Raw genomic sequence first — 19,187 nt, 5'->3', positions numbered from 1 at the left:
ATTAAACGCGTTCGAAGACGGTGGAGATGCCTTGGCCGAGACCAATGCACATGGTCGCTACCCCGAAGGTACCGCCATTTTGCTTCATCACATTGAGCAAAGTGCCGGAGATACGCGCACCGGAGCAACCGAACGGGTGACCCAGGGCGATCGCGCCGCCGTGCAGGTTAACCTTCTCGTTCATCTTGTCGAGCACTTTCAGATCTTTCAGCACCGGCAGGGCCTGTGCGGCGAAAGCTTCGTTGAGCTCGAAGAAGTCGATATCGTTGATGCCAAGGCCCGCGCGCTTCAGTGCTTTCTGTGTGGCCGGTACTGGACCATAGCCCATGATCGCCGGGTCCACACCTGCCACTGCCATCGAACGAATCACCGCCATGGGCTGGATGCCCAGGTCCTGCGCACGCTGCGCCGACATCACGATCATGCACGAAGCACCATCGGTGATCTGCGACGAAGTACCCGCGGTCACGGTACCGCCCTTTGGATTGAAGGCCGGCTTGAGGGCCGCCAGGCTTTCCAGGGTGGTTTCCGGACGAATGGTTTCGTCGTAGTCGAACAGTTTCAGGAAACCGTTCTCGTCGTAGCCCTGCATCGGGATGATTTCGTCTTTGAACTTGCCTTCCACGGTCGCCTTGTGGGCGAGCTGGTGAGAGCGCAGGCCGAAAGCATCCTGCTGCTCACGAGTAATGCCGTGCATTTTGCCCAGCATTTCGGCGGTCAGGCCCATCATGCCCGAGGCTTTCGCCGCGTACAGGGACATGTGCGGGTTCGGATCGACACCGTGCATCATGCTCACGTGACCCATATGCTCGACGCCGCCAACGACGAATACGTCACCATTGCCGGTCATGATCGCTTGCGCGGCCGTGTGCAGCGCACTCATCGACGAGCCACACAGACGGCTGACGGTCTGGCCGGCCGAGGTGTGCGGGATCTGGGTCATCAGCGACGCCATGCGGGCGATGTTCCAGCCCTGTTCCAGGGTCTGGTTTACACAGCCCCAGATCACGTCTTCGACTTCGCTCGGGTCGACCTTGACGTTGCGTTCCAGCAGTTTGCTGATCAGGTGCGCCGACATGTCTTCGGCGCGGGTATTGCGGTGCATGCCGCCCTTGGAGCGGCCCATCGGAGTACGACCGAAGTCGACAATCACGACGTCTCTAGGATTCAAGCTCATAAGTTCACTCTCACTCTAGTTGGGGGCGCTTAACCGAAGAAGCTCTGGCCGTTTTTGGCCATTTCGCGCAGCTTCGCGGTCGGGTGGTACAGCGCGCCCAAATCAGCGTACTGGTCAGCCAGGGCAACGAACTCTGCAACACCGATCGAGTCGATGTAGCGCAGCGCACCGCCACGGAATGGAGGGAAACCAATACCGTAGACCAGACCCATGTCGGCTTCGGCAGCGGTTTCGACAATGCCGTCTTCCAGGCAACGCACGGTTTCCAGGCACAGCGGGATCATCATCCAGTTGATGATGTCTTCGTCAGTGACTTCGCGCTGTTCAAACACGATTGGCTTGAGCACTTCCAGGACCGACGGATCGGCCACCTTCTTCTGCTTGCCCTTCTTGTCGGTCTCGTAGGCGTAGAAGCCCTTGCCATTCTTCTGGCCCAGGCGCTTGGCTTCGTAAAGCACGTCAACGGCCGAACGACGGTCGTCTTTCATGCGATCAGGGAAACCTTCGGCCATCACGTCACGGCCGTGGTGGCCGGTGTCGATGCCGACCACGTCCATCAGGTAGGCCGGGCCCATGGGCCAGCCGAATTTTTCCATGACCTTGTCGACACGGACGAAGTCCACACCGGCGCTGACCAGCTTGGCGAAACCGCCGAAGTACGGGAACAGAACGCGGTTGACCAGGAAGCCCGGGCAGTCGTTGACCACGATCGGGTTCTTGCCCATTTTCTTGGCGTAGGCAACGGTGGTGGCCACGGCCAGCTCGCTGGACTTTTCGCCACGGATCACTTCGACCAGCGGCATCATGTGCACCGGATTGAAGAAGTGCATGCCGACGAAGTTTTCCGGACGCTTGAGGGCCTTGGCCAACAGGCTGATGGAAATGGTCGAGGTGTTCGAGGCGAGGATGGTGTCCTCTTTGACCTGCTCTTCGACTTCGGCCAGAACGGCTTGCTTGACCTTCGGGTTCTCGACGACCGCTTCAACCACCAGGTCAACGTGACCGAAGTCACCGTAGGACAGGGTCGGACGAATGCCGTTGAGCACTTCAGCCATTTTCGCGGCGGTCATGCGGCCTTTCTCAACGCGGCCCACCAGCAGCTTGGCAGCTTCGGCCAGCCCCTGCTCGATACCGTGCTCGTTGATGTCCTTCATCAGGATCGGCGTGCCTTTGGAAGCCGACTGATAGGCGATACCGCCACCCATGATGCCGGCGCCGAGTACGGCAGCCTGCTTCACGTCCTTGGCGATTTCGTCGTAGGCCTTGGCCTTTTTCTTCAGCTCCTGATCATTCAGGAACAGGCCGATCAAGCTCTGCGCAGCAGAGGTCTTGGCCAGCTTCACGAAACCGGCGGCTTCGACTTCCAGCGCCTTGTCGCGACCGAAGTTCGCGGCTTTCTGGATGGTCTTGATCGCTTCGACCGGCGCCGGGTAGTTCGGGCCAGCCTGGCCGGCCACGAAACCTTTGGCGGTTTCGAAAGCCATCATTTGCTCGATCGCGTTCAGCTTCAGTTTTTCCAGCTTCGGCTGGCGCTTGGCCTTGTAATCGAACTCGCCGGAAATAGCGCGCTTGATCAGTTCCAGCGCAGCTTCCTGCAGCTTTTCAGGAGCCACCACGGCATCGACGGCGCCGACTTTCAGCGCGTCTTCCGGGCGGTTTTCCTTGCCGGCGGCAATCCATTCGATAGCGTTGTCGGCACCGATCAGGCGCGGCAGACGCACGGTACCGCCGAAGCCCGGGTAGATGCCCAGCTTGACTTCCGGCAGACCGATCTTGGCCTTGGTGGACATGACGCGGTAGTCCGCTGCCAGACACATTTCCAGACCGCCACCCAGAGCGATGCCATTGATCGCGGCGACTGTCGGGACGTTGAGGTCTTCGAAATCGCTGAAAATCTTGTTGGCTTCGAGGTTGCCAGCAACAAGCTCTGCATCCGGCAGCTTGAAGTTGTCGACAAATTCGGTGATGTCGGCGCCGACGATGAAGACGTCCTTGCCACTGCTGACGATCACACCCTTGATCGAAGCATCTGCCTTGATGGTGTCTACGGCCTGACGCAGTTCGTTCAGGGTTAGACGGTTGAACTTGTTGACGGACTCACCCTTGAGGTCGAACTTCAGTTCGACGATGCCACTTTCAAGAGCCTTAACCGTGATGGCTTTACCTTCGTAAATCATCAACTGATCTCCACGATATGGAAGCTGAACAGTACACGTCGGACGCAGGCGAATGGCTCGGCAGGGACGTTAAACGTCGATGCTACGCCGATTCACCCGACACACCCGCCAACGCGATAGTCGGGATTCTGTAGGAGCGGTCTGAAATACAAACGCTCAATTCATACGCCCGTTTGATTTGGGTACGTCACCTTCACGGAATTTCCGACAATTGTCAATCGCCCGAAACAGGGGTTGAAACGCGACTTTCCGCTCATTTCCGTACTGCGAAGACCTTCAACACGCCAAGGCATGTGGAGTCATTCATAGGATCAATCATTAGAAAAGTCGCCCTAATTCCCGGCAGCCCGTGTTTAACGAGCTACGCTGGCGGAATCTCAGGGAAAAATGTGCACGCTTTTGGCGAATGCCCAGCGTAAGATCAGCCCACAGCGAATTACCGGCCTGCCTGGCCAGCCCCGCCCGATGATGTTGTCGGGCTTTTTATTGCCTGCAAAAAAGTCTGGGGGAGCTGGGCTGCCGGGGATGGACCTGCCACCCCCGTGGCGCTCTCGGGTTCATCGCGAGCAGGCTCGCTCCTACAGGGGGTTGCGGTTCAGGCGAGGGCTTTGAGGGTAGCGTCGATGTGCTGCAAGACCTCGGCTTCGCCCTTCTCGCCCCAATAAAGAGCAATCATTTGTTTGTCGGCCTCGACTTTGTAGACATTGTCCGGCAATTTTTCGAAATGATTGAGCAGCGATCGATCTTCGCAGACCTCCTGCCACTGATTCACCCACACGCCCGGTGATTTTTGCCAGAAACTCCAGCACGCCGGTTGATTGCCCCGTCGTGGTCGGTGGTACTGCGCACAGGGATTTGGCGGCTCCTGGCCGAGCCAGTGCGGCCACTCCTGCGGCGCCAACTGCATGGCCAGGCCAATGCGCCGCGCCTCCATGCGCAGGGCCATACGCCCGCTCTGGTGTCGCGACGGTCGCAACCAGGCCAGCGGACTGAGAACCACCAGCAGGATTGACACCACTATCCAGACCGTCATATCTGTACTCCCGATTCTTGATGAGCGTATTCAGTCACTTTGAAACCAATACGCTTGAAACCAGCCATACTTACCAATATCGCAATCCTCAGGAGGAGCACTTCATGCCCTACAACCACATTCTGGTCGCTGTAGACCTAACCGAAGAGTGCGACCCTGTAATCCACCGCGCTCGCGAACTGGCGGTGAGCAACGGTGCGAAATTGTCCCTGGTGCACATTGTCGAGCCGATGGCCATGGCCTTTGGCGGTGACGTGCCGATGGACCTGTCACAACTGCAACAACAGCAGTTCGACCAGGCCAAAGAGCGCCTTGACCGGTTGATCTTGAAATATCCGGAGCTGTCCAGGGAGTACAGCCACCTGACCTACGGCCAGCCACGCCAGGAAATTCACCACCTGGCCAAAGAGCAAGGGTGCGACATGATCGTGGTCGGCAGTCACGGGCGACATGGCCTGGCACTGCTGCTGGGCTCCACCGCCAACGACGTACTGCACGGAGCACCTTGCGATGTGCTGGCGGTGCGCCTGCAAACCAAAAGCTGATAGCCCCCTGTAGGAGCGAGCTCCCTCGCGATGGTCGTCAATGATATCTCGCAACGCCTGACGCCCCGCGAAACTCCCGGATTCATCGCGAGCAAGCTCGCTCCTACGGGGAATTGACCGTATTCCATATGAAAAGCCCGGCGTTCATGCGAATGAAGCCGGGCTTTTTCATGACAGGATCAATCAGGCGTCCAGCTCGGCCCAACGCTCGACCATCACGTCGAGTTCAGCCTGCAATTGCGCCAGTTGAGCGATCACCGCAGCGGTCTCGGCAGCCGGCCGCAAATAGAAACCAGCATCGGCCATTTGCGCCTCAACACTAGCGATCTGCTGCTCCATCGCTTCAATCTGCCCAGGCAGCGCCTCCAGCTCACGCTGCAATTTGTAGCTGAGCTTCTTCTTCGCCACAGGCGCTTCAACGGCTGCCGCAACCGGCGCAGGCTCGGCCTTGACCACCGCGGAGTTCAGGTCGGCCTTGCCGGACTTGCTCTCGGTCACGCCCAACAGGCGCGGCGAGCCGCCCTGGCGCAGCCAGTCCTGATAACCACCGACGTATTCGCGAACCTTGCCCTCACCTTCAAAGACCAGGGTGCTGGTGACCACGTTATCGAGGAACGCCCGGTCGTGGCTGACCATCAGCACGGTGCCGTTGAAGGTCAGCAATACCTCTTCCAGCAGCTCGAGGGTTTCAACGTCGAGATCGTTGGTTGGTTCGTCGAGCACCAGCAGGTTCGCCGGCTTGCTGAACAGCTTGGCCAGCAACAGTCGGGCACGCTCACCACCGGACAGTGCCTTGACCGGCGTGCGGGCACGCTGCGGGCTGAACAGGAAGTCGCCGAGGTAGCTCAGGACGTGACGGCTCTGGCCGTCGATATCGATGAAGTCGCGGCCTTCGGCGACGTTATCGATCACGGTTTTTTCCAGATCCAGCTGGTGACGCAACTGGTCGAAGTACGCCACGTCAATGCGCGTGCCCTCTTCCACCTTGCCGCTGGTGGGCTGCAGACCGCTGAGCATCAGCTTCAGCAACGTGGTCTTGCCGGTACCGTTGGCGCCGAGCAGGCCAATACGGTCGCCGCGCTGCAGGACCATGGAGAAATCCTTGATCAGGAACGGGCCACCCGGGTGAGCGAAACTCACGTTTTCGAGGACCATCACCTGCTTGCCGGACTTGTCGGCGGTATCGAGCTGAATATTGGCCTTGCCGGTACGCTCGCGACGTTCGCTGCGCTCAACGCGCAAAGCCTTGAGGGCACGTACGCGGCCTTCGTTACGGGTGCGGCGAGCCTTGATGCCCTGACGGATCCAGACTTCTTCCTGGGCCAGTTTTTTGTCGAACAGCGCGTTGGCGGTCGCTTCGGCAGCGAGTTCGGCTTCTTTATGCACCAGGAAGCTGGCGTAGTCGCCGTTCCAGTCGATCAAGCCACCGCGATCCAGTTCGAGGATGCGGGTCGCGAGGTTTTGCAGGAAAGAACGGTCGTGCGTGATGAACAGCACGGCACCCTGGAAATCCTTCAGCGCTTCTTCGAGCCAGGCAATCGCACCGATGTCCAGGTGGTTGGTCGGTTCGTCGAGCAGCAGCAGGTCGGGTTCGGAAACCAGCGCCTGGGCCAGCAGCACGCGACGACGCCAGCCGCCGGACAACTCGGCGAGGGTCTTGTCGGCGGGCAATTGCAGACGGCTCAGGGTGCTGTCGACCAGGGTCTGCAGACGCCAGCCATCGCGGGCTTCGAGATCGTGCTGGACGTGCATCAGCTTGTCCAGGTCAGCATCGGTGACGATGTTCTGGCTCAGGTGGTGATATTCGGCGAGCAGTGCGCCGACGCCGTCCAGGCCTTCGGCGACCACGTCGAACACGGTCCGCTCGTCGGCTACCGGCAATTCTTGCGGCAATTCGCCGATCTTGAGCCCGGGTGTGCGCCAAACGGAGCCGTCATCGGGCTTCTGGTCGCCCTTGACGAGCTTCATCATGCTGGACTTGCCAGTGCCGTTGCGGCCGATGATGCACACCCGCTCTCCACGGGCGATCTGCCAGGACACCTTGTCCAACAACGGCATAGCGCCGAAAGCAAGGGACACATCGCTGAATTTGAGCAGGGTCATGAGCTTCTCCAAAAACCGGGCGCGCATTCTACCTGACTTGAGGCTTCAGAAGGCCGGCAATTTCACTGTCGGAGCACTCTGCACAACAAATGTTGCGAACTTATTCAGACAGACCGGCAAAGCTTTCGTCCCCTGCTGGCAAAAGGCTAAGCTACAGTTAATAAAGTGTTGGCTTCGTCAGCACTTGTCATGTTTTCTCTGTTCGGACGTCTCATGCGCAGTCGCATTTTCAAGCTTTTTTCATGTCTTTTACTCTCTGCCGCTGCCGTTAACTCCGCCCAGGCGGTGGACCTGTCTACCCAACGCCAGTATTACGATGAAGCCAAGCGCGCCCTGGCCAAAGGCGATAGCGGCCCTTATTTCCGCTACAGCCAGGCCCTGAGCGATTACCCGCTGGAGCCCTACCTCGCGTACGACGAACTGACCGCGCGTCTGAAAACCGCGAGCAATGCCGAAATTGAAAAATTCCTTGCCGAACATGGCGACCTGCCACAAGCCAACTGGATGAAATTGCGCTGGCTGCGCTGGATGGCTGATCGAGGCGATTGGGAGACGTTCGTCAAATATTACGACCCCAAGATGAACTTCACCGAACTGGACTGCCTGAATGCGCAGTATCAGATCAGCCACAACCTCAAGTCCGAAGGTTACGCCAACACCAACAAACTCTGGCTGACCGGCAAATCCCAACCGGCCACCTGCGATGCACTGTTCGGCATGTGGGCCGCCGAAGGCCAATTGACCGAGCAAAAACGCTGGGAGCGCGCCAAGCTTGCCGCCCAGGCGCGCAACTACCCGCTGGCCAACAGCCTGGTCAACAGCCTGACTACCCTCGCCCCTCGCGGTCGCCTGCTGATCGATGTGGCGCAAAAACCCGAGCTGCTCAATCAACCGTCGCGCTTCATCCCGGCCGATGAGCCGATGTCCGATATCGTCAGCCTCGGTCTGCGGCGCCTGGCGCGGGAGGACCCGGACAAGGCCATGGATCTGCTCGACGGCTACGCCAGCAGCATGCACTTTTCCCGGGACGAAAAAGTGGCGATCGCCCGGGAAATCGGCCTGACGCTCGCGCGCCGCTTCGACAGCCGCGCGCTGGACGTCATGACCAAGTACGACCCGGAACTGCGTGACAACACGGTGTCCGAATGGCGCTTGCGCCTGTTGTTGCGCCTGGCTCGCTGGGAAGACGCCTATGAACTGACTCGCCGCCTGCCGCAAGACCTGGCCACCACCAACCGCTGGCGCTATTGGCAAGCCCGCAGCCTCGAACTGGCGCAGCCGCAAAACCCTGAGGCGCAGACGCTCTATAAAAACCTCGCTCGCGAACGCGATTTTTATGGTTTCCTCGCCGCCGATCGTTCGCAGTCACCCTATTCGCTGGTTAACAAACCCTTGGTGCTGAGCCAGGCGACAATCAATAAAGTGCGCAACACTCCCGGTATTCGTCGCGCCCTGGAGTTTCATGCCCGCGGACAGATCGTCGACGGTCGCCGCGAGTGGTACTACGTCAGCCGCCACTTCAGTCGAGAGGAAATGGTTGCCCAGGCAAAACTGGCCTACGACCTGAAATGGTATTTCCCGGCGATTCGTACGATCAGTCAGGCGCAGTATTGGGACGACCTGGACATCCGCTTCCCGATGGCTCACCGAGAAACCCTGGTCCGTGAAGCCAGAAACCGTGGCCTGCACTCGAGCTGGGTATTCGCCATCACCCGCCAGGAAAGCGCCTTCATGGACGACGCCCGCTCCGGCGTCGGCGCGTCAGGCTTGATGCAACTGATGCCCGTGACCGCCAAGGAAACCGCGCGCAAGTTCAGCATTCCCTATGCCTCGCCGCAGCAGCTGTTGGAGCCGGACAAGAACATTCAGCTCGGTGCCGCGTACCTGAGCCAGGTCCACAGTCAGTTCAACGGCAACCGCGTCCTCGCCTCCGCCGCCTACAACGCCGGACCCGGCCGAGTTCGCCAGTGGCTGCGCGGCGCCGATCACCTGAGCTTCGACGTATGGGTGGAAAGCATCCCGTTCGACGAAACCCGTCAGTACGTACAGAACGTGCTGTCTTACTCGGTAATCTACGGCCAGAAACTCAATTCACCGCAACCGCTGGTGGATTGGCATGAGCGGTATTTCGACGATCAGTAACCTGAGCCGGATTGCCGGCGATCGGTCCGCAAGGTGGTGCATCACCCTTGCGAATGCCATCGCTGGCAAGCCAGCGCCTACAGGTCGGCCAGTACCTTGCCATCACTGAACTGCAACGCCGCCAATCTTGCATACAGCGCATTAGTGGCAATCAGCTCCTGATGCGTCCCTACCGCCACCAGTTTTCCCTGATCCATCACAGCGATCCGGTCGGCATTTTTCACCGTGGCCAAGCGGTGGGCGATCACCAGGGTCGTGCGGTTTTTCATCAGGCTCGGCAGGGCTTGCTGGATCAGGTGTTCGCTTTGGGCATCTAGCGCGCTGGTGGCTTCATCCAGCAACAGGATTGGAGCATCCACCAGTAGCGCCCGGGCAATGGCCAGGCGCTGGCGCTGACCACCGGACAAACCCAGGCCGCCGTCACCCAAGTGAGTCTGATAACCGTTGGGCATGGCTTCGATAAAATCGTGGGCATAGGCAATTTTCGCTGCCTCCTGAACCTCCGTCAGCGTCGCCGTTGGCTTGCCATAGCGGATGTTCTCCTCGATGCTGCCGAAAAACAGCGCCGGGGTTTGCGAAACGAGGGCAAAGCAGCGACGCAGGTCCAGAGGATCGAGACAGGTCAGCGGCACGCCATCGAGCAGAAGGCGCCCTTCAGCAGGATCGTAAAAGCGCAGCAGCAGGTCATACACCGTCGACTTCCCGGCCCCGGACGGCCCGACCAGGGCCAGGGTTTCGCCGGCCTTGACGGTCAGACTCAAGCCATCAACGGCATAGCTTTCCGGACGTGACGGGTAGGAAAAACGTACGTCTTGCAGCTCCAGATCACCCCTTACCCGCTCGGGTAAGGTCGCGAGCCCCGTGCTCGGCGGCTGGATGATGTTTTCCGAACGCAGCAACTCGGCAATCCGCTCGGCTGCGCCGGCCGCGCGCTGCAATTCGCCAATCACTTCGCTCAGGGTGCCGAATGCACTGCCGACGATCAGGCTATAAAAGACAAACGCCGCCAGCTCACCGGCAGAAATACGACCGGCTATCACGTCCATGCCGCCGACCCACAGCATGACGCCGACTGCACCCAGCACCAGCACGATCACCAAGGTGATCAACCAGGCCCGCTGGAAAATACGCTTGCGCGCAGTGTTGAACGCCTCTTCCACGGTCAGGGCAAAACGCCGCTCGTCCTGGGCCTGGTGGTTATAGGCCTGCACGGTTTTGATCTGGCCCAGGGTTTCGGAGACATAACTGCCGATATCGGCAATCCGGTCCTGACTCAGGCGCGACAGGTTGCGCACCCGGCGACCGAAAATCAGGATAGGCGCGACCACCAGTGGCAGTGCAACCACAACGATGCTGGTGAGCTTGGGATTGGTCACAAACAACAGGACGATCCCGCCGATCACCATCAACAGATTGCGCAAAAACAGTGACAAGGAAGAGCCGATTACCGATTGCAGCAAGGTGGTATCGGCGGTCAACCGTGACTGGATTTCAGAGCTGCGGTTGTTTTCGTAGAACCCGGGATGCAGGTAGATCAGATGATTGAACACCTGACGACGGATGTCGGCGACACAGCGCTCGCCAATCCACGACACCAGGTAAAAACGCGCAAAGGTACCCACCGCCAGGCCGACCACCAACAGCATGAATAGACCGATCGATTGGTTGAGCAAGTGCGGGGACTGGGTCATGAAGCCCTGATCCACCAGCAGGCGGATACCCTGCCCCATGGATAAAGTGATGCCTGCCGTGACGATCAGCGCCAGCAAGGCGCCGAACGCCTGCCAGCGATAAGGCGCGATGAAATGGCTGGCCAGACGTATCGCACGGCGGTGACGAACAGAGAGCATTGGCATCATCCACAACGGAGCAGTGATTAAGGTCGGCCTAGACCGCTGAACGGGGCGGAACTCGGTAAATCATAATGAGTCAGGTTAATTATGACCGCCCCTGCTAGATGCTAGACACTATTGGTCTAAAGTCCGGGTGGCAACATCGCGCTATTTCTGGTGGACTGGTGCTGCCGCCATGCAGAGATCGCAGGGAGTTGTCACAGCCTGGTCACTTGGCGGTTCTAAAGTAGGCACACAACCTGATGAGGAGACAGGCCATGTCCTTGCAAGACAGCAGAGATGACAAGATTCAAGTGATCCGCACACAGCCCGACCAGTCTCTGGGTTGCTCCATAATCGATGCAGATGGCCGCGAAGTACCGATCACTGAAGACATGATCCAGACCGCGTGCCGTGAACTGGAACAGCGATTGGTCAAGCCTGCCGAACAAAAGTGATATAGCCACCGTCTTCTTGACCCGGCCCCTGTTGGCCGGGTTTTTTATGCTGTTTTTTGAGGGTGCTGCGCTCCCACGGATTCAATGCGATGCCAATGTTTCCGCATGACCTGTGGGAGCGTGGCCTGCCCGCGATAGGGCCAACGTGGTTATCAGACAGCCGACGCGCCCAACGCCGCCACGATCTGCCGCAATGCCGGCGAATCTCCTTCAATGCGCACCTTCAATCCGTCGATCTCACGGCGCGAAGGATAGTTTTTGCGCAAAGCATCGAACGCCGCCCGCTGCTCGCTCACGCTGCCTACAAGGCTGCGGCGGAAATCCGCGTCATCACGGCGCGGGTCGTACACCCCGCGGCACAACATCGCCAGTGCCCAGGCCGGATCGCTTTCAGCACTCAAGGTCGCTGCGGACAACCATGGCGCCGGCAGCAAATCGTTCAGGCTGACCTCGGCCGGTTGTCCGAGAAAATCGCAATACGCCTGGTAGATCTGTGCTGTTCCGCGTTGTTTGCCATCCAGGCTATAGCCGGCAATGTGCGGCGTGGCCAGCACACAGAGTTCGGCGAGTGCCACATCCACCTCCGGCTCACCCTCCCAGACATCGAGCACCGCTTGCAGGTCTTCACGCTGCAACAGCACCTGGCGCAGGGCGCTGTTATCCACCACCGGGCCACGGCTGGCATTGATCAGCCAGGTGCCGGGCTTGAGTTGGTTCAGATTCTTTTGATCGAACAAATGCCAGGTCGAATGCGCGCCCTGCTTGGTCAGCGGCGTGTGCAGGCTGATGACATCGCACTGTTCGATGATCTGCTCCAGGCTGACGTACTCCCCCCCTTCGGCGGCCTGGCGCGGCGGGTCGCAGACCAGTACCTTCCAGCCGAGCCCTTGCAGGACCTTGATCAGGCGCCCACCCACTTCACCGGCCCCCACCACCCCGTAAGTACGCTGAGTCAGGTCGGCGCCTTCGATTTCAGCCAGGGTCAGGAGACTGCCGAGCACGTAGTCGACCACGCCACGGGCATTGCAGCCCGGAGCACTGGACCAGGTGATCCCGGCTTTTTGAAAGTAATCCAGATCCAGGTGATCGGTGCCAATGGTGCAGGTGCCGACAAAACGCACCTTGCTGCCTTCAAGCAACGCGCGGTTGACATTGGTTACCGAGCGCACCAACAGCACATCGGCCTGTTCGACGGTGGCACGGTCGATGGAACGCCCTGGTACCCGGCGGATTTCACCGAAACTTGCAAAGAAGGCATCGAGCAGGGGGATATTTTCGTCGGCAACAATCAGCATGGCAGGCTCCTTAGGCGGATCGGCAGTGTAGGCGGAGATGCGGGTGGTGGGCCAGCGTGCATTGCGCATCCTGGATAGGAAGGACTGCAGATTCCTGTCGCGAGGGAGTTGTGGATTCATTCAAGAGGTCGATTACAAATCCCCAACACGGGTCTTTTCCTGACCGTTGCGTCAACGCGTAGAATGCGCGTCTGCGCATCAATACCTTCTGGACGTTTTGCCCTTGAACTCTGTGACTGACCGCTCCACCGCCAAGCCCCTCAATCGCCCGGCCCGGGTTCGCCTCGAGCTGAAAAACCTGCTCGCCCTGGCGCTGCCGATCATGATCGCGCAACTGGCGACCACGGCCATGGGGTTCGTCGATGCGGTGATGGCCGGCCGGGTTGGGCCACGTGATCTGGCTGCCGTGGCATTGGGTAATTCGATCTGGGTGCCGGTGTTCCTGTTGATGACCGGCACCTTGCTGGCCACCACACCGAAAGTCGCTCAACGTTTCGGCGCCGGCACCCACAGCGAAATCGGTCCGATCGTGCGTCAGGCGCTGTGGCTGGCATTGGTGGTTGGGTTGATGGCGACCGGCATTCTGTTCAGTGCCGAACCGATTTTGCGCGTCATGAAGGTCGACCCCGAACTGATCGGCCCGTGCATGCAGTATCTGCACGGCATCGCCAGTGGCCTACCCGCTGTTGCCTTCTACCATGTGCTGCGCTGCTTCAGTGATGGCCTGGGCCGTACCCGGCCGGCGATGGTGCTGGGCCTGTGCGGGCTGGCGCTGAATATTCCGCTGAACTACATCTTCATTTATGGCCACCTCGGTGTCCCGGCCATGGGTGGCGTCGGCTGCGGCTGGGCCACGGCGATCGTGATGTGGGTCATGGCGCTGGGCATGGCCGGCTGGGAGCGCTGGGCGCCGGCGTACCAATCGAGTGAATTGTTCAGCCGCTTCGACTGGCCACAATGGTCGGTGATCAAGCGCTTGCTGGGCATCGGCCTGCCCATCGGCATCGCGGTATTCGCCGAGTCGAGCATCTTTGCCGTCATCGCCCTGCTGATCGGCAGCCTCGGCGCCACCGTGGTCGCCGGGCATCAGATTGCCCTGAACTTCAGCTCGCTGGTCTTCATGATCCCCTACTCCCTCGGCATGGCAGTGACCGTGCGGGTCGGCCAGGCGCTGGGCCGCCAGGAGCCGCGCGAAGCACGCTTCGCTGCCGGGGTCGGCATGGGCACAGCCCTGGCCTACGCCTGTTTGTCGGCGAGCATGATGCTGTTACTGCGCGAGCACATCGCGACGATCTACACCGCTGACCCGACGGTGATCAAAGTGGCGGCAATGCTGATTGTCTACTCGGCACTGTTCCAGTTTTCCGATGCGATCCAGGTAACGGCAGCCGGCGCGTTGCGCGGCTATCAGGACACACGGGTGACGATGATCCTGACGCTGTTCGCTTACTGGGGCATTGGCTTGCCGGTGGGTTACGCCTTGGGCCTGACCGATTGGTTCGGCGCACCGAGTGGCCCGAGCGGGCTGTGGCAGGGTTTGATCGTGGGCCTGAGCTGCGCGGCGCTGATGCTGTCAATCCGCCTGACCCGCAGTGCGCGCAAGCGGATTCGCAACAGCCTGAATTGACTCTGTGGGAGCGAGCCTGCTCGCGATTGCGATGCATCATTCAACATTGATGGCGACTGATACAGCGCCTTCGCTGGCAAGCCAGCTCCTACAAGGCTTTGAGCGTCAAACGGACTTCTTGCGGATCCAGTAGAGGTAGGTGCCCGCCTCTTCCTGCTGACCGACCAGTTCATGATCGAGAAACACGCAGAACTTGGGGATGTCGCGCCGGGTCGATGGATCGGTGGCGATCACCTTCAGCAGACCGCCAGGCGCCAGGTCACGGATGTGCTGGTGCAGCATCATGACCGGCTCCGGGCAATTGAGGCCGGTGGCATCCAGGGTGCCGTCAACCGGCGTATTGATCATTTCACTCATGATTTGCTCCTGAAACGTGCCGGCATTGTCGCGCATTGCCGGGTGTTCGGTCATCTGTGGCATTACGCCTCACCCTGTGGGAGCGGGCTTGCCCGCGATGGCGGTTGATCAGCCGACTCAAATGTCGAATGTTACGGCCTCATCGCGGGCAATCCTGCTCCCACAGGTTTTATCTGATCAGCGGGCCTTGGGTTTCTTCACATCCAGCCGCCGCAAATGGCAGGTCACTTCTTCACGGTCGTGATACAGCTGTTTGCAGCCAATCTCGACCTTGATGCCCCGCGCCTTGAAGCCATCGGCAATCCGCTCCAGCAGACGTTTCACTTCGGCGTAACGCTGTTTCATCGGCAACTTGAGGTTGACCACCGCTTCGCGGCAATGCCCCTCGCCAATCCATTCTTCGAGCATCGCGGCGTTGCGCGCCGGTTTCTCGACGATGTCGCACACCATCCAGTCCACCGGTTGCTTGGGCTTGAAAGTGAAACCGTCGGCCATCAGATGTTGCACCAGTCCGGTGTCCATCAGGCTTTCGGCCATCGGGCCGTTGTCGATGGCGGTCACCAGCATGCCGCGATTGACCAGTTGCCAGGTCCAGCCACCGGGCGCGGCGCCCAGATCGACGCCGGTCATGTCGCCGTGCAGGCGTTCGTCCCACTGGTCGCGCGGGATGAAATGGTGCCACGCCTCTTCCAGCTTCAGCGTCGAACGGCTTGGCGCCTCGCGGGGGAATTTCAAACGTGGAATGCCCATCGGCCACATCGCCGAGTTGTTCGCCTCTGCCAGGCCCATGAACACTTCACGACCACTTTTGAAGGTCAGCAACAAACGCGGCTTGTGGGCGTCTTCCACCAGTTTGCCGGCCGCCGTCAGCGCCTTGCGCAGGTGGACTTCGAATTTCTTGCAGAAGTTCGACAGTTCCTTGCCGTCGTTGGTGTCGACCATCTCCAGCCACAGGCTGCCGCACAGCGGAAAGTCGGCCATATGGGCGAGGATCACACTGATGCGATCGGTTTCCGGCAAATCGATGAAGATCCCCCGAGCCCATTGGCGCGGGAAGATCAATTGATCGAAACGCTGACCGCGCATCAACCGCTCGGCGCCATCTTCTTCGGTGCAGACAAATTCGGCGCAGGCACTGGCGGTCTTGGCCTTGGCATAACCGGCCACATTCAGCCGCGCGGCGAGGTCGGAAATCTCGGAACAGACTTCGCCTTCGAAGCCCGGCCGGCAATGCATAAAGAGGGTGTTCATTCTTACTCCTGGGCAGATGGCGAGACATTCAACCACTGCGCGATGCCCAGACCTGCGTTGAAGCAAAGCCTGTCACGAAAACCGGCGCATGATAACTGAGATCGGAACCTGGGGTCTGTCCATAGAGTCCAGTTATTAGCCAGCTACTCAAAACAGGGCTAGGTTTAATGCTCTGCCCGTCCCCTCCGTCCGTAGCCGTGCGGACTTAAAGGAGTGATTGCAATGCCCTCCCTCAACAGTTTGAACACCCTTAAAACCCTGCAAGTCGACGACAAGACCTATCACTATTTCAGCCTGCCGGATGCCGCCAGGAGCCTGGGCGATCTGGATAAGTTGCCAATGTCGTTGAAAGTGTTGCTGGAAAACCTGCTGCGCTGGGAAGACGAAAAAACCGTCACCGGCGCTGACCTCAAGGCGATTGCCGCCTGGCTCAAGGAGCGCCGCTCCGACCGCGAAATCCAGTACCGCCCGGCGCGGGTACTGATGCAAGACTTCACCGGCGTGCCCGCTGTGGTCGATCTGGCGGCCATGCGCGCGGCGATGGCCAAGGCCGGCGGTGACCCGCAACGAATCAACCCGCTGTCGCCGGTGGACCTGGTGATCGACCACTCAGTGATGGTCGACAAATTCGCCAGCAGCAGCGCCTTCGAACAGAACGTCGACATTGAAATGCAGCGCAACGGCGAACGTTATGCCTTCCTGCGCTGGGGTCAGAGCGCCTTCGACAACTTCAGCGTGGTGCCGCCCGGCACCGGGATCTGTCACCAGGTGAACCTCGAATACCTCGGTCGCACGGTCTGGACCAAGGACGAGGACGGGCGCACCTACGCGTTCCCCGACACACTGGTGGGCACCGATTCCCACACCACCATGATCAACGGTCTCGGTGTGCTCGGCTGGGGCGTTGGCGGGATCGAAGCGGAAGCGGCGATGCTCGGCCAACCGGTGTCGATGCTGATCCCCGAAGTCATCGGCTTCAAGCTCAGCGGCAAACTCAAGGAAGGCATCACCGCCACCGACCTGGTGCTGACGGTCACCCAGATGCTGCGCAAGAAAGGCGTGGTCGGCAAGTTCGTCGAATTCTACGGTGACGGGCTGGACGACTTGCCGTTGGCCGATCGCGCGACCATCGCCAACATGGCCCCGGAATACGGTGCCACCTGCGGCTTCTTCCCGGTGGATGACGTCACGCTGGAGTATCTGCGCCTGTCCGGCCGCCCCCTCTCGACGGTGAAACTGGTCGAGGCCTACAGCAAGGCCCAGGGCCTCTGGCGTCTGCCGGGCAAAGAGCCGGTGTTCACCGACAGCCTGGCGCTGGACATGGGCAGCGTCGAAGCCAGCCTCGCCGGGCCGAAACGCCCGCAAGACCGCGTCTCGCTGCCGAATGTCGCGCAAGCCTTCAGCGATTTCCTCGGCGTGCAGCTCAAACCCACCAGCAAGGAAGAAGGCCGCCTGGAAAGCGAGGGCGGTGGCGGTGTGGCGGTTGGCAATGCGGACATGGCCGGCGAAGCGGACTATGAATATGAAGGTCAGACCCATCGACTGAAAAACGGCGCGGTGGTGATCGCCGCGATCACCTCCTGCACCAACACCTCGAACCCGAGCGTAATGATGGCCGCCGGACTGGTGGCGAAAAAAGCCGTGGAAAAAGGCCTGCAACGCAAACCCTGGGTGAAAAGTTCGCTGGCCCCCGGCTCGAAAGTGGTCACCGACTACTACAAGGCGGCCGGGCTCACGAAGTACCTTGATCAACTGGGTTTCGCCCTGGTCGGTTATGGCTGCACCACCTGCATCGGCAACTCCGGGCCGCTGTCGGAACCGATCGAAAAAGCCATCCAGCAGGCCGACCTGACCGTGGCCTCGGTGCTCTCGGGCAACCGCAACTTCGAGGGCCGGGTGCATCCACTGGTGAAAACCAACTGGCTGGCCTCCCCGCCGCTGGTGGTCGCCTATGCGTTGGCGGGCACGGTGCGCATCGACCTCAGCACCGAGCCGCTGGGTAAAGACCAGAGCGGCAATCTGGTGTACCTGCGTGACATCTGGCCGAGCAGCAAGGAAATCGCCGAAGCCGTGGAACAGGTCAACACCGCGATGTTCCACAAGGAGTACGCCGAAGTGTTTGCCGGCGACGAGCAGTGGCAAGCCATCGAAGTGCCGCAGGCCGCCACTTACGTCTGGCAGGCGGATTCGACCTACATCCAGCATCCACCCTTCTTCGATGACATCGGCGGGCCGCCACCCGTGGTCAAGGACATTGCCGGCGCCCGCGTCCTCGCGCTGCTGGGCGACTCGGTGACCACCGACCACATTTCACCGGCCGGCAACATCAAGGCCGACAGCCCGGCGGGCCGTTATCTGCGCGAGAAAGGCGTGGAACCGCGGGACTTCAACTCCTACGGTTCGCGGCGCGGCAATCATGAAGTGATGATGCGCGGCACCTTCGCCAACATCCGCATTCGCAACGAAATGCTCGGCGGCGAAGAAGGTGGCAACACCCTCTACATACCGACTGGCGAGAAACTGGCGATCTACGACGCGGCCATGCGCTATCAAGCCTCGGGGACGCCGCTGGTGGTGATCGCCGGGCAAGAATACGGCACCGGGTCGAGCCGGGACTGGGCGGCCAAGGGTACCAATCTGCTGGGGGTGAAAGCGGTCATCGCCGAAAGCTTCGAGCGCATCCACCGCTCCAACCTGGTGGGGATGGGCGTGCTGCCGCTGCAGTTCAAACTCGACCAGAATCGCAAAAGCCTGAACCTGACCGGCAAGGAAACCCTGGACATCCAGGGCCTGACCGGCGTCGAACTGACGCCACGGATGAACCTGAACCTGGTCATCACCCGAGAAGACGGCAGCAGCGAGAAAATCGAAGTGTTGTGCCGGATCGACACGCTGAATGAAGTGGAGTACTTCAAATCGGGAGGGATCTTGCAATACGTGTTGCGGCAGTTGATTGCTTCCTGAGGCGGAAAGCAAAAAACGCCTTTGAGCGAACGAGGCCCCCTGTAGGAGCCGGCTTGCCGGCGAAGGTCGTCAACGATAACGCGTGCATCCTGATTAAACGCGACGTACTTGAGATCATCGCCAGCAAGCTGGCTCCTTGTATGTTGGCCAAACACTCGGCGAGAGCAGCTAAGCTCGTCGGTGTCGTCAAAACGATGTGTTTCTGGGGGAGGCCGACGGCTCCTGA

General features: G+C 60.1%; 13 protein-coding genes. 5 read left to right on the top strand and 8 right to left on the bottom strand.

Annotated features, from left to right (window positions below; genetic code table 11):
- Window position 1: 1 nt before the first annotated feature.
- The 3 genes from fadA to ACVWYU_RS08120 all read right to left on the bottom strand — a co-directional run bounded on the left by fadA (window position 2) and on the right by ACVWYU_RS08120 (window position 4,387).
- On the bottom strand, window positions 2–1,177 hold the full coding sequence (fadA, locus tag ACVWYU_RS08130; RefSeq protein ID WP_090318533.1) for an acetyl-CoA C-acyltransferase FadA: 1,176 nt from the start codon (window positions 1,175–1,177) through the stop codon (window positions 2–4).
- Between the two features lie 29 nt (window positions 1,178–1,206).
- On the bottom strand, window positions 1,207–3,354 hold the full coding sequence (gene fadB, locus ACVWYU_RS08125) for a fatty acid oxidation complex subunit alpha FadB (protein ID WP_457372403.1): 2,148 nt from the start codon (window positions 3,352–3,354) through the stop codon (window positions 1,207–1,209).
- 595 nt (window positions 3,355–3,949) lie between these two features.
- Window positions 3,950–4,387 (bottom strand): hypothetical protein, encoded by a 438-nt coding sequence (locus ACVWYU_RS08120; protein ID WP_247254133.1) that lies wholly within the window; start codon window positions 4,385–4,387, stop codon window positions 3,950–3,952.
- Between the two features lie 104 nt (window positions 4,388–4,491).
- Between ACVWYU_RS08120 and ACVWYU_RS08115 the strand changes: the two genes are divergently transcribed.
- Complete coding sequence (locus ACVWYU_RS08115; protein WP_090327238.1) at window positions 4,492–4,932, top strand: universal stress protein; 441 nt, start codon at window positions 4,492–4,494, stop codon at window positions 4,930–4,932.
- A gap of 183 nt (window positions 4,933–5,115) precedes the next feature.
- Here the strand turns inward: ACVWYU_RS08115 and ACVWYU_RS08110 are convergent, their stop codons facing one another.
- Window positions 5,116–7,035: an ATP-binding cassette domain-containing protein gene (locus ACVWYU_RS08110; RefSeq protein ID WP_090318524.1), complete on the bottom strand. Its 1,920-nt coding sequence runs from the start codon at window positions 7,033–7,035 to the stop codon at window positions 5,116–5,118.
- Window positions 7,036–7,248: 213 nt separating this feature from the next.
- Here ACVWYU_RS08110 and ACVWYU_RS08105 point away from each other — a divergent pair, with 213 nt between their 5' ends.
- Window positions 7,249–9,177 (top strand): transglycosylase SLT domain-containing protein, encoded by a 1,929-nt coding sequence (locus ACVWYU_RS08105; protein ID WP_390959771.1) that lies wholly within the window; start codon window positions 7,249–7,251, stop codon window positions 9,175–9,177.
- Between the two features lie 77 nt (window positions 9,178–9,254).
- Here the strand turns inward: ACVWYU_RS08105 and ACVWYU_RS08100 are convergent, their stop codons facing one another.
- Window positions 9,255–11,036 carry an ABC transporter transmembrane domain-containing protein gene (locus tag ACVWYU_RS08100; protein WP_162493933.1) on the bottom strand — a complete coding sequence of 594 codons (1,782 nt, stop codon included), beginning with the start codon at window positions 11,034–11,036 and terminating at the stop codon, window positions 9,255–9,257.
- 251 nt (window positions 11,037–11,287) lie between these two features.
- Here ACVWYU_RS08100 and ACVWYU_RS08095 point away from each other — a divergent pair, with 251 nt between their 5' ends.
- Entirely contained in the window at window positions 11,288–11,467 is a 180-nt protein-coding gene (locus ACVWYU_RS08095; protein WP_090318513.1) for a PA1571 family protein, read from the top strand.
- Between the two features lie 152 nt (window positions 11,468–11,619).
- Here ACVWYU_RS08095 and pdxB read toward each other — a convergent pair whose 3' ends face one another.
- The gene (gene pdxB / locus ACVWYU_RS08090; RefSeq protein WP_457372402.1) at window positions 11,620–12,762 is read right to left on the bottom strand and encodes a 4-phosphoerythronate dehydrogenase PdxB; all 1,143 of its coding nucleotides are present in this window, start codon (window positions 12,760–12,762) and stop codon (window positions 11,620–11,622) included.
- A gap of 223 nt (window positions 12,763–12,985) precedes the next feature.
- Between pdxB and ACVWYU_RS08085 the strand changes: the two genes are divergently transcribed.
- Window positions 12,986–14,389 (top strand): MATE family efflux transporter, encoded by a 1,404-nt coding sequence (locus tag ACVWYU_RS08085; RefSeq protein WP_247254130.1) that lies wholly within the window; start codon window positions 12,986–12,988, stop codon window positions 14,387–14,389.
- Between the two features lie 105 nt (window positions 14,390–14,494).
- Here the strand turns inward: ACVWYU_RS08085 and tusA are convergent, their stop codons facing one another.
- On the bottom strand, window positions 14,495–14,746 hold the full coding sequence (tusA, locus tag ACVWYU_RS08080; RefSeq protein ID WP_247254129.1) for a sulfurtransferase TusA: 252 nt from the start codon (window positions 14,744–14,746) through the stop codon (window positions 14,495–14,497).
- A 177-nt stretch (window positions 14,747–14,923) separates the two neighbouring features.
- Window positions 14,924–15,997, bottom strand: coding sequence for a 23S rRNA (cytidine(2498)-2'-O)-methyltransferase RlmM (rlmM, locus tag ACVWYU_RS08075; RefSeq protein ID WP_457372401.1), 1,074 nt, complete (start codon window positions 15,995–15,997; stop codon window positions 14,924–14,926).
- Window positions 15,998–16,219: 222 nt separating this feature from the next.
- Here rlmM and acnA point away from each other — a divergent pair, with 222 nt between their 5' ends.
- Window positions 16,220–18,961 (top strand): aconitate hydratase AcnA, encoded by a 2,742-nt coding sequence (gene acnA / locus ACVWYU_RS08070; RefSeq protein ID WP_457372400.1) that lies wholly within the window; start codon window positions 16,220–16,222, stop codon window positions 18,959–18,961.
- Window positions 18,962–19,187 lie beyond the last annotated feature (226 nt).

Source organism: Pseudomonas sp. TE12234, from assembly GCF_054061835.1.
The sequence above is the reverse complement of the archived record's forward strand: the minus strand, read 5'-3'. Positions and strand labels throughout refer to the sequence as shown.

Bases quoted from the DNA above. Each gene is read 5' to 3' on its own strand.
- fadA (WP_090318533.1), bottom strand. From the start codon at position 1,177: ATGAGCTTGAATCCTAGAGACGTCGTGATTGTCGACTTCGGTCGTACT.
- fadB (WP_457372403.1), bottom strand. From the start codon at position 3,354: ATGATTTACGAAGGTAAAGCCATCACGGTTAAGGCTCTTGAAAGTGGC.
- ACVWYU_RS08120 (WP_247254133.1), bottom strand. From the start codon at position 4,387: ATGACGGTCTGGATAGTGGTGTCAATCCTGCTGGTGGTTCTCAGTCCG.
- ACVWYU_RS08115 (WP_090327238.1), top strand. From the start codon at position 4,492: ATGCCCTACAACCACATTCTGGTCGCTGTAGACCTAACCGAAGAGTGC.
- ACVWYU_RS08110 (WP_090318524.1), bottom strand. From the start codon at position 7,035: ATGACCCTGCTCAAATTCAGCGATGTGTCCCTTGCTTTCGGCGCTATG.
- ACVWYU_RS08105 (WP_390959771.1), top strand. From the start codon at position 7,249: ATGCGCAGTCGCATTTTCAAGCTTTTTTCATGTCTTTTACTCTCTGCC.
- ACVWYU_RS08100 (WP_162493933.1), bottom strand. From the start codon at position 11,036: ATGATGCCAATGCTCTCTGTTCGTCACCGCCGTGCGATACGTCTGGCC.
- ACVWYU_RS08095 (WP_090318513.1), top strand. From the start codon at position 11,288: ATGTCCTTGCAAGACAGCAGAGATGACAAGATTCAAGTGATCCGCACA.
- pdxB (WP_457372402.1), bottom strand. From the start codon at position 12,762: ATGCTGATTGTTGCCGACGAAAATATCCCCCTGCTCGATGCCTTCTTT.
- tusA (WP_247254129.1), bottom strand. From the start codon at position 14,746: ATGAGTGAAATGATCAATACGCCGGTTGACGGCACCCTGGATGCCACC.
- rlmM (WP_457372401.1), bottom strand. From the start codon at position 15,997: ATGAACACCCTCTTTATGCATTGCCGGCCGGGCTTCGAAGGCGAAGTC.
- acnA (WP_457372400.1), top strand. From the start codon at position 16,220: ATGCCCTCCCTCAACAGTTTGAACACCCTTAAAACCCTGCAAGTCGAC.